The 14,364-nt window shown below is 70.9% G+C and carries 12 protein-coding genes; 11 read left to right on the top strand and 1 reads right to left on the bottom strand.

Annotated features, from left to right (window positions below; translation table 11 throughout):
• The first annotated feature begins 44 nt into the window (after positions 1-44).
• The 6 genes from argS (at position 45) to rho (ending at position 8,627) form a co-directional block, all read left to right on the top strand.
• A complete protein-coding gene (argS, locus tag ACZ7CD_RS24320) occupies positions 45-1,673 on the top strand; it encodes an arginine--tRNA ligase (protein WP_458430475.1) in 1,629 nt (542 codons plus the stop codon).
• The gene (lysA, locus tag ACZ7CD_RS24325; RefSeq protein WP_360395497.1) at positions 1,673-3,091 is read left to right on the top strand and encodes a diaminopimelate decarboxylase; all 1,419 of its coding nucleotides are present in this window, start codon (positions 1,673-1,675) and stop codon (positions 3,089-3,091) included. The genes argS and lysA overlap by 1 nt, the downstream gene beginning before the upstream one ends.
• Positions 3,092-3,094: 3 nt before the next feature.
• Positions 3,095-4,396, top strand: coding sequence for a homoserine dehydrogenase (locus ACZ7CD_RS24330; RefSeq protein WP_360395498.1), 1,302 nt, complete (start codon positions 3,095-3,097; stop codon positions 4,394-4,396).
• The gene (thrC, locus tag ACZ7CD_RS24335) at positions 4,393-5,442 is read left to right on the top strand and encodes a threonine synthase (protein WP_360395500.1); all 1,050 of its coding nucleotides are present in this window, start codon (positions 4,393-4,395) and stop codon (positions 5,440-5,442) included. Before ACZ7CD_RS24330 ends, thrC begins: the two co-directional genes overlap by 4 nt.
• Entirely contained in the window at positions 5,439-6,284 is an 846-nt protein-coding gene (gene thrB / locus ACZ7CD_RS24340) for a homoserine kinase (protein ID WP_360395502.1), read from the top strand. Before thrC ends, thrB begins: the two co-directional genes overlap by 4 nt.
• A gap of 321 nt (positions 6,285-6,605) precedes the next feature.
• The gene (gene rho, locus ACZ7CD_RS24345; protein WP_470379728.1) at positions 6,606-8,627 is read left to right on the top strand and encodes a transcription termination factor Rho; all 2,022 of its coding nucleotides are present in this window, start codon (positions 6,606-6,608) and stop codon (positions 8,625-8,627) included.
• 98 nt (positions 8,628-8,725) lie between these two features.
• On the opposite strand, the gene ACZ7CD_RS24350 is transcribed toward rho, so the two are convergent.
• Positions 8,726-9,112, bottom strand: a complete 387-nt coding sequence (locus ACZ7CD_RS24350; RefSeq protein ID WP_360395504.1) for a hypothetical protein — start codon at positions 9,110-9,112, stop codon at positions 8,726-8,728.
• Positions 9,113-9,367: 255 nt separating this feature from the next.
• On the opposite strand from ACZ7CD_RS24350, the gene rpmE reads away from it, so the two are divergent.
• The 5 genes from rpmE (at position 9,368) to prmC (ending at position 14,312) form a co-directional block, all read left to right on the top strand.
• Entirely contained in the window at positions 9,368-9,580 is a 213-nt protein-coding gene (rpmE, locus tag ACZ7CD_RS24355) for a 50S ribosomal protein L31 (protein WP_065916458.1), read from the top strand.
• Positions 9,581-9,667: 87 nt separating this feature from the next.
• A complete protein-coding gene (gene prfA, locus ACZ7CD_RS24360; RefSeq protein WP_470379729.1) occupies positions 9,668-10,732 on the top strand; it encodes a peptide chain release factor 1 in 1,065 nt (354 codons plus the stop codon).
• Positions 10,733-10,754: 22 nt separating this feature from the next.
• On the top strand, positions 10,755-11,963 hold the full coding sequence (locus ACZ7CD_RS24365) for an acyl-CoA thioesterase/bile acid-CoA:amino acid N-acyltransferase family protein (protein ID WP_470375171.1): 1,209 nt from the start codon (positions 10,755-10,757) through the stop codon (positions 11,961-11,963).
• Positions 11,964-11,972: 9 nt separating this feature from the next.
• On the top strand, positions 11,973-13,358 hold the full coding sequence (lpdA, locus tag ACZ7CD_RS24370) for a dihydrolipoyl dehydrogenase (RefSeq protein WP_236216559.1): 1,386 nt from the start codon (positions 11,973-11,975) through the stop codon (positions 13,356-13,358).
• Positions 13,359-13,385: 27 nt separating this feature from the next.
• Entirely contained in the window at positions 13,386-14,312 is a 927-nt protein-coding gene (prmC, locus tag ACZ7CD_RS24375; RefSeq protein WP_470379755.1) for a peptide chain release factor N(5)-glutamine methyltransferase, read from the top strand.
• Positions 14,313-14,364: the final 52 nt, after the last annotated feature.

Here is a 14,364-nt window from a genome sequence, read left to right on the forward strand (position 1 = left end):
ACCCGGTCGAGACCTGCGACAACGCTTCTCTAGACTCATCGTCCGTGACCCCTGACGCGCTCGCCGATCTGGTTCGGACCACGGTTGCCCGGCTGCTCTCCGAACGAGGCCTGGACACCGCCGCCGCGCCCGCACAGGTCACGGTCGAGCGACCCCGCAACCCCGAGCACGGCGACTACGCCACGAACGTGGCGCTGCAACTGGCCAAGAAGGTCGGCGTGAACCCGCGCGACCTCGCCACGTGGCTCGCCGAGGCCCTGCGCACCCAGTCCGCCATCGCGCGGGCCGACGTCGCCGGACCGGGTTTCCTGAACCTCACCATCGCCACCGAGGCGCAGGGCGCGATCGTCGAGGACGCGCTGCGCGACGGCTACGGCACCGGCGACGAGCTCAAGGGCAAGCGGATCAACCTGGAGTTCGTCTCCGCGAACCCGACCGGCCCCATCCACCTGGGTGGCGCGCGCTGGGCGGCCGTGGGCGACGCGCTCGGCCGGATCCTGCGGGCCCGCGGCGGCGAGGTCACCCGCGAGTACTACTTCAACGACGCCGGCGCGCAGATCGACCGGTTCGTCCGGTCGCTGATCGCCGCCGCGAAGGGCGAGCCCGCGCCCGAGGACGGCTACGCGGGCACGTACGTGAGCGACATCGCCGCCGAGGTGCTGCGCCGCGAGCCGGGTGCGCTCACCGACCCCGAGACGGTGCGCGAGGTCGGCGTCGGGCTCATGTTCGACGAGATCAAGCGCAGCCTGCACGAGTTCGGCACCGACTTCGACGTCTACTTCCACGAGGACTCGCTGCACCGGAGCGGTCGCGTGGACGAGGCGGTCGCGAAGCTCAAGGCCACCGGCTCGCTGTACGAGGAGGACGGTGCCTGGTGGCTGCGCTCCACCGACTTCGGCGACGACAAGGACCGCGTCGTCATCAAGAGCGACGGCAACCCGGCCTACATCGCCGGTGACATCGCCTACCTCGTCGACAAGCGCGGCCGGGGCTTCGACCTGTGCATCTACATGCTCGGCGCCGACCACCACGGCTACGTCGCGCGCCTCAAGGCCGCGGCGGCCGCCCTGGGTGACGACCCGGACAGCGTCGAGGTGCTGATCGGCCAGCTCGTGAACCTCGTCAGCGAGGGCCAGCCGGTGCGCATGAGCAAGCGCGCGGGCACCGTCATCACGATGGAGGACCTGGTCGACGCGGTCGGCGTGGACGCCGCGCGGTACGCCATGGTCCGCTCGTCGGTCGACTCCGGCCTCGACATCGACCTCGACCTGCTGCGCAAGCACAGCAACGAGAACCCGGTCTACTACGTGCAGTACGCCCACGCGCGCACGTCGTCGATCCTGCGCAACGCCGGCGACCTCGGCATCACCCCCGGTGGGGACTTCGCGCTGCTCACCCACGAGCGCGAGGGTGACCTCATCCGCACCATCGGCGAGTTCCCGCGAGTGGTGGCCACCGCCGCCGAGCTGCGCGAACCGCACCGCGTCGCCCGCTACCTCGAAGAGCTCGCGGGCACGTACCACCGCTTCCAGCAGGACTGCCGCGTGCTCCCGCGCGGCGATGAGGAGACGACTCCGTTGCACCAGGTCAGGCTTCAGCTCGTCAACGCGACCAGGCGCGTGTTCGCCGCGGGCCTCGGCCTGCTCGGCGTGACCGCTCCGGAGCGCATGTGATGCGCGCGCACCCGGCCGGTCCCCGGCACGCCGACGTCCTCGTCCCCGGCAGCACCGCCGGCGACCGCCCCTCCACCGCCGACCAGCTCGACCACCTTCACCCGAACGTGTGGCCGCGCAACGCCGCCCGCAACGCCGACGGCGTCGTGGAGCTGGCGGGCGTGGACGTGCGCGGGCTCGCCGAGCAGTACGGCACCCCGCTGTTCGTCATGGACGAGCAGGACTTCCGCGCGCGCTGCCGCGAGCACGCGGAGGCGTTCGGCGACCCGACGCTCGTGCACTACGCCTCCAAGGCGTTCCTGAGCGTGCAGATCGCGAGGTGGGTGGCCGAGGAAGGCCTCTCCATCGACGTCTGCAGCGGCGGCGAGCTCGCCATCGCGCTGCGGGCGGAGTTCCCGGCCGAGCGCATCGCGTTGCACGGCAACAACAAGAGCGTCGCCGAGCTGGTCGCCGCGGTCGAGGCGGGCGTCGGCGGGATCGTCGTCGACTCCTACCACGAGATCGCGCGCCTGGACCAGATCGCACGCGACCGCGGTGTGGTGCAGCCGGTGCTGATCCGCGTCACGGTCGGCGTCGAGGCGCACACCCACGAGTTCATCGCGACCGCCCACGAGGACCAGAAGTTCGGCTTCTCGCTGTCCTCCGGCGACGCCGCCGAGGCCGTGCGCCGGGTGCTGAAGGCGAGCGGGCTCACGCTCGTCGGCCTGCACAGCCACATCGGCTCGCAGATCTTCGACGCCTCCGGCTTCGAGGTCGCCGCCCGCCGCGTCATCGGCCTGCTCGCGGAGATCCGCTCCGAGCACGGCGAGATCGGCTCGCTGACCACCGTCGACCTCGGCGGTGGCCTCGGCATCGCCTACACCCCGGACGACGACCCGCCCCCGCCGGCGGAGCTCGCGCGGCAGCTGCACAACATCGTGCAGAAGGAGTGCGAGCACAGCGGCCTGGAGATGCCCCGCATCGCGGTCGAGCCCGGCCGCGCGATCGTCGGCCCCGGCACGGTCACCGTGTACGAGGTCGGCACGATCAAGGACGTCGAGCTCGACGGTGGCGCGCGCCGCCGGTACGTGAGCGTCGACGGCGGCATGAGCGACAACATCCGCACCGCCCTGTACGACGCGGTCTACGACTGCAGGCTCGTGTCCAGGACCGCAGAGCCCGATGCGCGCGCCGTGCTCTGCCGCGTCGTGGGCAAGCACTGCGAGGCCGGCGACATCGTCGTGCGCGACTGCTGGCTGCCCGAGGACCTCGCGCCGGGCGACCTGGTGGCCGTCGCTGCGACGGGGGCCTACTGCTACTCGATGGCGAGCGGGTACAACCGACTCCCGAGGCCCGCGCTCGCCGCGGTGACCGACGGGGAGGCGCGGCTGCTGCTGCGCCGCGAGACCGAGGACGACCTGTTCCGTCTGGAGGTATGAACGGTGCCGGAAGCGAAACCCATCCGGGTCGCCCTGCTGGGATGTGGCACGGTGGGCACGGAAGTGGTCCGGCTGCTGACGGACCAGGCCGGCGACCTCGCCGCCCGCATCGGCGCGCCGATCGAGCTCGCCGGGATCGCGGTGCGCAGGCCGAACAAGCACCGCGAGGTGCCGGAGCACCTGCTCACGACGGACGCGTCCGCGCTGGTGAAGTCGGACGACGTGGACGTGGTCGTCGAGGTCATCGGCGGCATCGACCCCACCCGCGGGCTGCTGCTGGAGGCGCTGCACAACGGCAAGTCCGTCGTGACGGCGAACAAGGCGCTGCTGGCCGAGCACGGCTCCGACCTGTTCGAGGCCGCCGACGGCTCGGGCGCCGACCTGTACTTCGAGGCGGCCGTCGCGGGCGCGATCCCGTTGCTGCGCCCGTTGCGGGAGTCCCTGGCGGGTGACCGGATCACGCGTGTGATGGGCATCGTCAACGGCACGACGAACTTCATCCTGTCCGCGATGGACGCCACGGGCGCCGGCTACGCCGAGACGCTCGAGGAGGCCTCGCGGCTGGGCTACGCCGAGGCCGACCCGACCGCCGACGTCGACGGGTTCGACGCCGCGTCCAAGGCCGCGATCCTCGCGTCGCTGGCGTTCCACACGCGCGTGACGGCCGCGGACGTGTACCGGGAGGGCATCCGCCAGGTCAGCGCCGCCGACATCGCGGCGGCCAAGGGCCTGGGCCGCACGGTGAAGCTGCTCGCGATCTGCGAGCGCGTCGTCTCGCCGTCCGGTCAGGAGTCAGTCGCGGTTCGAGTGCACCCGGCCATGATCCCCAGGACGCACCCGCTGGCCTCGGTCAACGGCGCGTTCAACGCGGTGTTCGTCGAGGCCGACGCGGCGGGGGAGATGATGTTCTACGGGCAGGGCGCCGGTGGCGCCCCGACGGCGAGCGCGGTGCTCGGCGACCTGGTCGCCGTGGCGCGCAACAAGGTCGCGAGCGGACGCGGTCCGCGCGAGTCGGCCTACGCGGCGCTGCCGGCGCAGCCCATGGGCAACACGCCCACCCGCTACCACATCAGCCTCGACGTGGCGGACAAGGCGGGTGTCCTCTCGCAGGTCGCCGCCGTGTTCGCCGAGCACGACGTGAGCATCGCCGCGGTGCGCCAGGAGGGCCGGACAGAGGACGCCAGCCTGGTGATCGTCACGCACGCGGCGACCGACGCCGCGCTGCGGTCCACTGTGGACAAAGTCGGTGGCCTCCCCGTGGTGCGGGACGTCGTCAGCGTCATGAGGGTGGAGGGCGAAGAGTGAGCGCTAGAGCTGGCTGGCCCGGTCTCATCAACGCCTACCGGGACCGCATCGAGATCCCGGAGGGCGCGGAGGTCGTCACGCTGCACGAGGGCGGCACGCCGCTGGTGCACGCGCAGCGGCTGTCCGCAGCCACGGGCTGCGACGTGTGGGTGAAGGTCGAGGGCGCGAACCCGACCGGCTCGTTCAAGGACCGCGGCATGACCGTGGCCATGACGTACGCGCTGGCGTCCGGCCTGAAGGCCGTGATCTGCGCCTCCACCGGCAACACCTCGGCGTCCGCCGCGGCCTACGCGGCCAAGGCTGGCCTGACGGCGGCCGTGCTGGTGCCCAGCGGCAAGATCGCGATGGGCAAGCTCGCCCAGGCCGTGATGCACGGCGCGCGGATCCTGCAGATCGACGGCAACTTCGACGACTGCCTGGAGCTCGCCTCCAAGACCGCGGCCGAGTACCCGGTCACGCTGGTGAACTCGGTCAACCCGGTGCGCCTCGTCGGGCAGCAGACCGCCGCGTGGGAGGTCTGCGACGTGCTCGGCCAGGCCCCGGACGTGCACTGCCTGCCGGTCGGCAACGCGGGCAACATCACCGCGTACTGGAAGGGCTACACGTCCTACGACCGGGGCCTGCCGAAGATGTTCGGCTTCCAGGCCGCCGGTGCCGCACCGCTCGTGAGCGGTGCGCCGGTGCCGAACCCGGAGACCATCGCGACCGCCATCCGGATCGGGTCGCCGGCGTCGTGGACCGGTGCGGTCAACGCCCGTGACGAGTCGGGCGGCCTCATCGACGCGGTCACCGACGAGCAGATCCTCTCCGCCTACCGGCTGCTGGCCTCGTCCGAGGGCATCTTCGTGGAGCCCGCGTCGGCGGCGTCCATCGCCGGTCTGCTGAAGACCGCCGAGGACGGCCGGCTGCCGAAGGGCTCGACGGTTGTGTGCACCGTCACGGGACACGGCCTGAAGGACCCCGACACCGCGTTGCTCGGCACCACCGAGGTCGAGCCGGTCCCGGTCGACCCCGGTGCCGTGGCGCACGCGTTGGAGCTGGCGTGAGGTTCGTCGTCACCGTCCCCGCGTCGACCGCGAACCTCGGTTCGGGGTTCGACGCGCTGGGCATGGCCCTCGGCCTGTACGACGAGGTCGAGGTCACGGTCGCCGAGGGTCTCTCGGTGGTCGTGGAGGGCGCTGGATCGGGTGACGTCCCGCTCGACGAGTCGCACCTCGTCGTGCGGGCCGTCCGCGCCGCCGGCTACTCCGGTGGCCTTGCCCTGAAGTGCCACAACGTGATTCCGCACGCACGCGGGCTGGGCTCTTCGGCTGCCGCGATCGTGGCGGGTGTCGCAGCCGGCTTCACCCTGACGGGTCGCGAGCTGGACGCGGACGCGTTGCAGATCGCCGCCGAGTTCGAGGGCCACGCGGACAACGTCGCCGCCTCGCTCTACGGCGGAGTCGTCATCGCGTGGTCGGAGGGCGAGCGCTACCGTGCGGTCCGGGCGGACGCCGACGCACGGGTGCGGCCGGTCGTGCTGGTCCCGTCGCAGGAGTCGTCCACCAAGACCACCCGCGGCCTGCTTCCGGCCGAGGTGCCGCACGCTGACGCCGCGCACGCAGCGGGGCGGGCCGCCCTGGCGGTGCACGCGCTGACCTCGGACCCCTCGGTTCTCCTTGCCGCTACTGAGGATCGCCTCCACCAGAACTACCGCGAGCCCGCGTGGCCCGACACCGTTCGAGTGATCAACGATCTCCGCAAGCTCGGGGTTCCCGCCTGCGTGTCCGGTGCGGGACCCACCGTGATCGCGTTCGGGGACGTTCCGGACGAGGTCGACGTGCACGGCTTCGACGTGCGCAGACTCGACGTCGACGCCTCTGGCGTGCGCGTTCGTCCATTGGACTGACACGCCCGACCCCGGTTGTTGCACAGCGGAGGACCGGCGTCTACCCTCGGGGGCGATCAGTCACCGCGCGCACGGGCGCCGGTGTCGCGCCCGGACACTCGTTCCGGGTCGCAATCCTTTTGTGTTCTGGCTCTGTGCCGTGCGGGCGGGGCGGACGCAAAAGAGGCACCCGATCGCCGTGTGACCTGACAAAAGTCCCGTGCTTGCCGGAAGCGGTGTGTGCTTCCGTCTGCATCGGACTGACCGCCGTTCCCCAGTTGAAGCGGGAGGGCGGGTCCGCTGGGCCGCGTAGGAGGCGGGGCCTGGTCAGGAAGGACATGTGTGAGCAACACCGATTTGCTGAGCAGCGATGTCGCAGCTGCTTCTGGTTCTGGAGCCGAGGAGACCGCTCTGTCCACCCCTTCGAACGGCACGACGCCGCGCCGCCGCGCGGGTCTGTCCGGCATGGTGCTCGCCGAGCTGCGTGAGCTCGCCGGCCAGCTGGGCATCACCGGAACCGCTGGTCTGCGCAAGGGCGACCTGATCGCGGCCATCAAGGAGAAGCAGGGCTCCGGTGCCCCGGCCGCGAAAGCCGAGAAGCCGGCGCGGGCCCCCAAGCAGGCCGCTGAGAAGCCGGCTCCCGTCGCGGAGCAGCCGGTGGCCGAGAAGCCTGCCGAAAAGCCTGTTCAGCAGCAGCTCGAGGTAGCCGCGGAGAAGCCTGCCGCCGCTGCCGTCGACGCCGGAGCCGAGGACGGGGGTCGTTCCTCCGAGGAGGGCGGTCGCCGTGGCAACCGCCGCCGCCGTTCCGGCCGCGGTGGGGGCGGCGAGGTGGCCGAGGGCCAGCAGCAGCCGCAGGAGCAGCGCCAGGAGCGCGCTGAGCGCCCTGACCGGGGCGAACGCGCCGAGCGTTCCGACCGCGGTGAGCGTTCCGAACGTTCCGACCGCGCTGAGCGTTCTGAACGCGGTGAGCGTTCCGAGCGCCAGGACCGTGGCGACCGCGGTGACCGCGGCGAGCGGGGCGAGCGGGGCGGCCGTGACCGCAACCGCGACCGCGGTGAGCGCGGCGACCGCGGTGACCGGGGCGACCGCAACGACCGCCAGGGCGGTGGCCAGCAGGACGACGACGGCGACGGCCGTCGTGGCCGCTTCCGCGACCGCCGCCGCCGCGGTGGCCGTGGCGAGGGCGTCGAGCGTCCTGACCGCGAGACCGAGGTGCGCGACGACGACGTCCTGCTGCCGGTCGCGGGCATCCTGGACGTGCTGGAGAACTACGCGTTCGTCCGCACGTCGGGCTACCTGGCCGGCTCGAACGACGTCTACGTCTCGCTGTCGCTGGTCCGCAAGTACGGCCTGCGCCGCGGTGACGCCATCACCGGCGCCGTCCGCCAGCCGCGCGACGGCGAGCAGCAGCGCCAGAAGTTCAACCCGCTGGTCCGCGTCGACAAGATCAACGGCCTGGACCCGGACGAGGCGCGCAACCGCCCGGACTTCACCAAGCTGACGCCGCTCTACCCGAACGAGCGCCTGCGCCTGGAGACCGAGCCGCACATCCTCACCACCCGCGTCATCGACCTGGTGATGCCGATCGGCAAGGGCCAGCGCGCCCTGATCGTGTCGCCGCCGAAGGCGGGCAAGACCTCGGTGCTCCAGTCGATCGCGAACGCGATCACGAAGAACAACCCCGAGTGCCACCTGATGGTCGTCCTCGTCGACGAGCGTCCGGAAGAGGTCACCGACATGCAGCGCTCGGTGAAGGGCGAGGTCATCGCCTCGACCTTCGACCGCCCGCCGTCGGACCACACCACCATCTCCGAGCTCGCCATCGAGCGTGCGAAGCGACTGGTGGAGATGGGCCACGACGTGGTCGTGCTGCTCGACTCGATCACCCGCCTGGGCCGCGCCTACAACCTGGCTGCCCCGGCCTCCGGCCGCATCCTGTCCGGTGGTGTCGACTCGACGGCGCTGTACCCGCCGAAGCGGTTCCTCGGCGCTGCCCGCAACATCGAGGGCGGCGGCTCGCTGACCGTCATCGCGACGGCGCTGGTCGAGACCGGCTCCGCCGGTGACTCGGTCATCTTCGAGGAGTTCAAGGGCACCGGCAACGCCGAGCTCAAGCTCGACCGCAAGATCGCCGACAAGCGCACCTTCCCGGCCGTCGACGTCGACAGCTCGGGCACGCGCAAGGAAGAGCTGCTGCTCTCCCCGGACGAGATGGCGGTCACGCACAAGCTCCGCCGCGTGCTGCACGCCCTGGACGGCCAGCAGGCCATCGACCTGCTGCTCGACCGGCTCCGCAAGTCCCGCACCAACATCGAGTTCCTGATGCAGGTGGCGAAGACGACGCCGGGCGCCGAGCAGGACTGATCCCGCGCGAGTTTCACGTGAAAAGGCCCCCGGTGCTGGTCACCGGGGGCCTTTCCGCGTCTGTTCACTCGAATGCCGAACCACGTGCCCGTCCGTGCTCAACGGCAGTTGGACGCGGCCGTTCCCTCGTCCTGCCGCAGCAGGCACTGCACGACCAGCCCCAGCAGCACCGGCACGCCGACGACCGCGGCACCCAGGGCCGAGACCTCGACGCCGCCCACGCCCACACCACCGGCGAGCACCGCGGCGAGCCAGGGCCACCGCACCCAGGTCCGCTGCCACCGGGCCGCCCAGCGCACCCCGCGGGACACGGCAGCCGCGACCGCCACGCCGGCACCCCACACCACGGAGGACAGCGGCACGGTCCCGAAGGACGCGGTGACCAGCCCTGCCGACCCCATCAGGCCGAACACGGCTGCGGCGAACAGGAACGGCACGGCCAGCCACAGGCGCCAGCTCAGCTGCCGATCGACGGTGCAGAACACGGCACACAGTCTGATGGAATACGTCCAACAACGTGGAGCCGTATCCAGCCCAACGGCCACACCTTGCGCCGAACGGCGTACCAGTGAGGTTGAGCGGTTGTGACCTCAGGCACCCCGGGCCTGTCGTGGCCGTCGCGGGAACAACCGCGTTTTTGCACGTGTTGAACGGTCTGGCAAACTAAACGGTCGAGTCCGGCTCCGGTTCACCCGTTCACAAACTGGGACCCGGCGGCCATCCTTGAAAGGGACAAGATCTTGAAGACTGGCATCCACCCCGAGTACACGGTCACCGAGGTGACCTGCAGCTGCGGTAACAGCTTCACCACGCGCAGCACCACCGCGGCGTCCGAGGTTCGCGTCGAGATGTGCTCGAACTGCCACCCGTTCTACACGGGCAAGCAGCGCATCCTGGACACCGGCGGTCGCGTCGCGCGCTTCGAGGCGCGTTACGGCAAGCGCAACAAGTAGCTGCTTTCACGGCGCCTGACCTCGGCCACCCGGCCGGGGCGGGCGCCGTCGCCGTTTCCAGGCCACCCTGAACCGAAAGCAGGAGACGTGTCGCAGTCGCTGGACAGCTTGCTCGCCGAGTACGACGAGCTGGAGAAGAAGCTCGCCGATCCCTCCGTGCACGCTGACCAGGCGGGGGCGCGCAAGCTCGGCAAGCGCTACGCCGCGCTCGGGCCGATCGTGAAGGCGGCCAGGGAGATCGACAAGGCGAAGAGCGACCTGGAGGCGGCCAAGGAGCTCGCGAGCGAGGACCAGGCGTTCGCCGACGAGGCCAAGCAGATCGAGGAGCAGCTCCCCAAGATGGAGGAGAAGCTCACCGAGCTGCTGCTGCCGCGCGACCCGCACGACGCCGACGACGTGCTGCTGGAGATCAAGTCCGGTGAGGGCGGCGAGGAGAGCGCGCTGTTCGCGGGCGACCTGCTGCGCATGTACACGCGGTACGCCGAGCGCCAGGGCTGGAAGGTCGAGATGCTCGACGGCACCGACTCCGACCTGGGCGGGTTCAAGGACGTCACGGTGGCCATCAAGGCGAAGGCCACGACCCCGGACGGCGTCTGGAGCCGGCTCAAGTGGGAGGGCGGCGTGCACCGGGTGCAGCGCGTGCCCGTCACCGAGTCGCAGGGCCGCATCCACACCTCTGCGGCCGGCGTCCTGGTCTTCCCGGAGACCGAGGAGACCGCCGAGGTCGAGATCGACGAGAAGGACCTGCGCATCGACGTCTACCGGTCGAGCGGCAAGGGCGGCCAGTCGGTCAACACCACCGACTCCGCGGTGCGCATCACGCACCTGCCGAGCGGCATCGTCGTCTCCTGCCAGAACGAGCGCAGCCAGCTGCAGAACAAGGCGCGCGCCATGCAGGTCCTGCAGTCGCGCCTCGCCGCGCTTGCCGAGGAGCAGAAGGCGCAGGAGCAGAGCGACGCCCGCCGCACCCAGATCAGGACCGTCGACCGCAGCGAGCGGGTCCGGACCTACAACTTCCCCGAATCGCGCATCTCCGATCACCGGGTTGGGTACAAAGCGCATAACCTGGACCAGGTGCTCGACGGAGACCTGGACGCGGTGGTGGACGCACTCGCCGCCGCTGACCGGGCAGAACGGCTCGCAGGCGGGTAATCCGACGTGAGAGGGGCGCGGTGTGGCCGAGATCCTGGTGGACCCCGAGGCGGCGCCCCTCGACCAGCCGGTCGGCATCGTCGTCACGGGACTGCCGCCCGACGCCGAGGTCACCGTGCAGCTGTCCACGGGTGACCGCGCGTCCCACGGCGTCTTCCGCGCCGACGAACGCGGTGTCGTGGACCTGGCCCGGCACGCCCCGGTCGAGGGCACCTACACCGGTGTCGACGCGATGGGCCTGTTCTGGTCCCTCGAACGCACCGGCGGCAAGCCCGGTCCCACGTGCCTGTCCGTGGACGGCGCCGGCGAGGTCGAGCTGCGGCGGCTGGAGGTGCCCGAGGGCGTCGAACGCGTCGAGGTCCGCGAGAACGGTCTCGTGGGCACGCTGTTCGCCCCTGAGGCCGACGGTGGCGAGCTCCCCGGCGTGCTCGTGCTGGGCGGCTCCGAGGGCGGCCTGCACGAGACCGACGCGGCTCTCCTGGCCGCACACGGGTTCGTGACGTTCGCCCTCGGCTACTTCGGCGTGAAGGGCCTGCCGGACCACCTCGTCGACATCCCGCTGGAGTACTTCGGCAAGGCGATCGAGCACCTGGGCGAGCGCGCCGGTGCGGTCGGCGTCGTCGGCGGTTCCCGCGGCGGCGAGCTCGCGTTGCTGCTCGGCGCGACGTTCCCGCAGGTCAAGGCGGTCGTGAGCGTGGTGGGCAGCGGTGTGGTGACCCAGGGCATCGGTCCGGGCGCGAACCTGCTGCAGAAGCTGTCGCACGAGGCGGCGTCGTGGACGCACAGGGGTGAGCCGCTGCCGTACCTGCCCTACGACATCGGCGAGGAGCTGCGCGCCAGGATCGTCAACGACGAACCGGTGCCGCTCAGGCTCGCCTTCGACACCACCGACGGCGTGCCGGAGGACGCGGAGATCCGCGTCGAGGACATCGCCGGGGGTGTGTTGCTCATCTCGTCCGGCCACGACGACTCGTGGCCGTCGGCCGAGCTGAGCGAGGTCGCGCTGCGGCGGCTGAAGGACCACGACCACCCGTTCCCGTACGAGCACGTCGTGTATCCCGAGGCAGGACACCTGATCGCGGGCCCGCCGCACCGTCCCGCCACCGACGTGACCTATCCGGGACCCGGCGTCACCTTCTCGGGTGGTGGTGTTCCGCAGGCCACCGCGCACGCGCGGCGGGACGCGTGGAAACGGACCGTCGAGTTCTTGCAGGAGCAGCTCGGGACCTAGGGTGTGCTCATGAGCGCACACTTTGATGTCGTCGTCGTGGGTGCGGGTCCCGGCGGGTACGTCGCCGCGATCCGTGCGGCTCAGCTCGGGCTGAAGACCGCCATCGTCGAGGAGAAGTACTGGGGCGGCGTCTGCCTGAACGTCGGCTGCATCCCGTCGAAGGCGCTGCTGCGCAACGCCGAGCTGGCGCACCTCTTCACGCACGAGCAGAAGACGTTCGGCATCAAGGTCGACGGCACCGTCAGCTTCGACTACAGCGCGGCGTGGCAGCGCAGCCGCAAGGTCGCGGACGGGCGCGTCAAGGGCGTGCACTTCCTCATGAAGAAGAACGGCATCACCGAGTACAACGGGTGGGCCGACTTCACCGACGACCACACCCTGACCGTCGGGGACGAGACGATCACCTTCGGCCACGCGATCATCGCCGTGGGCGCCACGACCCGGATGCTGCCGAACACGCAGAAGTCCGACCGCGTCGTGACCTACGAAGAGCAGATCATGACCGAGGACCTGCCCGAGTCGATCATCATCGCCGGCGCGGGCGCCATCGGCGTCGAGTTCGCGTACGTCATGCACAACTACGGCGTGAAGGTCACCATCGTCGAGTTCCTCGACCGGATGGTGCCGCTCGAGGACGAAGAGGTGTCCGCCGAGCTGCTCAAGCGCTACAAGAAGCTGGGCGTCGACGTGCGCGTCGGCACGCGGGTCGAGTCGATCGACGAGTCGGGCGAGAAGGTCCGCGTCACGGTGTCGAAGAACGGTGCCGAGGAGGTCCTGGAAGCCGACAAGGTCATGCAGGCCATCGGGTTCGTGCCGCGTGTCGAGGGCTACGGCCTCGAGAAGACCGGTGTGAAGCTGACCGAGCGCGGCGCGATCGACATCGACGGCCGCGGCCGCACCAACGTGCCGCACATCTTCGCCATCGGCGACGTGACCGCGAAGCTGATGCTCGCGCACACCGCCGAGTCGATGGGCATCATCGCCGCCGAGACCATCGCGGGTGCCGAGACGATGGAGCTCGACTACGTGATGATCCCGCGGGCGACGTTCTGCCAGCCGCAGATCGCCTCCTTCGGCTACACCGAGAAGCAGGCCCGCGAGAAGGGCTTCGACGTCCAGGTCGCGAAGTTCCCGTTCACCGCGAACGGCAAGGCGCACGGCCTCGCCGAGCCCGGTGGCTTCGTGAAGCTGATCAGCGACGGCAAGCACGGCGAGCTGCTCGGCGGCCACATCATCGGCCCCGAGGCGACCGAGCTGCTGCCCGAGCTGACGCTGGCGCAGCAGTGGGACCTCACCGTCCACGAGGTCGCGCGCAACGTCCACGCGCACCCGACCCTCTCGGAAGCCGTCAAGGAAGCGGTGCACGGCCTGGCCGGGCACATGATCAACTTCTGAGGTAGCTTCTCCTCGATGTCCTCGACGATGAACCGGCAGCCGCTCCGCCTCGCGATCTCCGAGGCGGCCGAGGTCCTGGCCGAGGCGGGGGTGGACAGCCCCCGCGTCGACGCGGAGCACCTGGCCGCGCACGTGCTCGGGGTGGAGCGCGGGCGGCTGCCGCTCATCCCGCTGGTCGACCCGTCGGTGGTCGACCAGCTGCACAAGCTCGTCCGAACCCGCGCCGAACGCATCCCGTTGCAGCACATCCTCGGCTGGGCTCCGATGGGCGCCATCTCCGTCGAGGTCGGGCCCGGGGTGTTCGTGCCGCGGCCGGAGACCGAGCTGCTGATGGAGTGGGCCCTGAAGACCGTGGCGGGAGTGCCCACCCCGGTGGTCATGGACCTCTGCACGGGCACGGGCGCCCTGGCGCTGTCGATCGCCGCAGCCCGCCCGGACGCCGTGGTGCACGCGGTGGAACTGGACCCGCAAGCGCTTGCGTGGACCCGCCGCAACGCCGACGCGCGAACGGCAGCAGGCGACACCCCGATCCGGCTGCACCACGGCGACGCGACCGACCCGTCGCTGCTGCCCGACCTGGACGGCACGGTCGACCTGGTGGTGTGCAACCCGCCCTACGTCCCCGAGGGAACGCCGGTGCAACCCGAGGTGGGCGTGCACGACCCGCACCACGCGGTGTTCTCCGGCGCGGACGGCTTGGACGTGATCCGCCACGTCGTCTCGGCGGCCGCGCGGTGGCTGCGCCCCGGCGGTTCCGTCGGCATCGAGCACGACGACACGCAGGGCGAGTCGGTGCCGGCACTGCTGTCGGCACGCCGGGTGCTGACCGACGTCGCCGACCACACCGACCTGGCGGGCCGGCCTCGCTTCGCGACCGCTCGCAGGGTTTCCCAGGGCCTGCCCGCTTCCGGCACGGGGTCTTCTCCGGGTTGCCAAATGCTGGCCAATAAGTAGCCGTTCGCTCTTGCCGGGGTTGAACGGTCGTATGTTTTCCCGTGGGGAGGGC

The organism is Lentzea sp. NPDC036949, assembly GCF_055608075.1.

Bases quoted from the DNA above. Each gene is read 5' to 3' on its own strand.
- prmC (WP_470379755.1), top strand. From the start codon at position 13,386: ATGAACCGGCAGCCGCTCCGCCTCGCGATCTCCGAGGCGGCCGAGGTC.
- lpdA (WP_236216559.1), top strand. From the start codon at position 11,973: ATGAGCGCACACTTTGATGTCGTCGTCGTGGGTGCGGGTCCCGGCGGG.
- lysA (WP_360395497.1), top strand. From the start codon at position 1,673: ATGCGCGCGCACCCGGCCGGTCCCCGGCACGCCGACGTCCTCGTCCCC.